This is a genomic window from Streptomyces sp. SID11385, from assembly GCF_010548245.1.
Taxonomy (GTDB): Bacteria; Actinomycetota; Actinomycetes; order Streptomycetales; family Streptomycetaceae; genus Streptomyces.
The window spans coordinates 1-1,278 of sequence record NZ_JAAGLR010000368.1 but is presented as its reverse complement, the minus strand read 5'-3'; the positions used below and the strand labels follow the sequence as shown (position 1 = coordinate 1,278).

Genomic DNA, 1,278 nt, shown 5'->3' with positions numbered 1-1,278 from the left:
GGGCTCCGCGTCCTCGGGTTCGGCGCGCGGGCGGCTCGGCGTCGGGCTCGTGAGCGTACCGACCGTGCCCCGGCACGACCCGCGCGCGGCGGTCCTGGAGCGGGCGGAGGTGCCCGAGCGCAAGCGGTTCTGTTCGCGCGCCGACTGCGGCGCCCCGGTGGGGCGGGCGCGCGGGGAGCGTCCCGGGCGCACGGAGGGGTTCTGCACGAAGTGCGGGCACCCGTACTCGTTCGTGCCCAAGCTGGGCCCCGGGACGGTGGTGCACGGTCAGTACGAGGTCGTGGGCTGTCTCGCGCACGGCGGGCTCGGCTGGGTCTACCTCGCGATCGACCGCGCGGTCTCGGACCGCTGGGTCGTGCTCAAGGGCCTGCTCGACACGGGCGACCAGGATGCGATGGAGGCGGCGATCTCGGAGCGGCGCTTCCTCGCCGAGATCGAGCACGCCAACATCGTGCGCATCTACAACTTCGTCGAGCACCTCGACCAGCGCACGGGCTCGCTCGACGGCTACATCGTCATGGAGTACGTGGGCGGCAAGTCGCTCAAGGAGATCGCCAACGCCCGCCGCACCGGCGAGGGCCGCCGCGACCCGCTCCCCGTCGAGCAGGCGTGCGCCTTCGGCATCGAGGCGCTCGACGCGCTCGGCCACCTGCACAGCCGTTCGCTGCTGTACTGCGACTTCAAGGTGGACAACGCGATCCAGACCGAGGACCAGCTCAAGCTCATCGACATGGGCGCGGTGCGCCGCGCGGACGACGAGGAGTCGGCGATCTACGGGACGGTCGGCTACCAGGCGCCCGAGGTCGCCGAGGTAGGGCCCTCGGTCGCCTCCGACCTGTACACGGTGGCGCGGACGCTCGCGGTGCTCACCTTCGACTTCCAGGGTTATACGACGGTCTACGTGGACAGCCTGCCCGATCCCGCGCAGGTCCCGGTCTTCCAGGAGTTCGAGTCCTTCTACCGGCTCCTCGTACGCGCGACGGACCCGGACCCCGCGCGCCGTTTCGCCTCGGCGGAGGAGATGGCGGAGCAGCTCACGGGGGTGCTGCGCGAGATCGTGGCCCGCCGCACGGGCCGCCCGCACCCCGCGCTCTCGACCCACTTCGGCCCGGAACTGCGCGTCCCCGACACGGAGTTGTTCCTCCCGGCGGGCGGCAAGGTCTCGGCGCTGGGGGTACGGGGGACGGGACGCGCGGGCGCCAAGGGGCGGCGTGGGGCGCCTACGGCTCTGCCGGGGGCGGGCGCGGCGGCCACCGCGCAGGCCGCCCCCACGCCCGG

1 protein-coding gene is annotated in these 1,278 nt (G+C 73.4%); it reads left to right on the top strand.

The annotated features are described in order from the left end of the window. The coding region (locus G3I42_RS11030; protein WP_239096385.1) for a serine/threonine protein kinase at window positions 1-1,278 on the top strand (1,278 nt) is incomplete at both ends.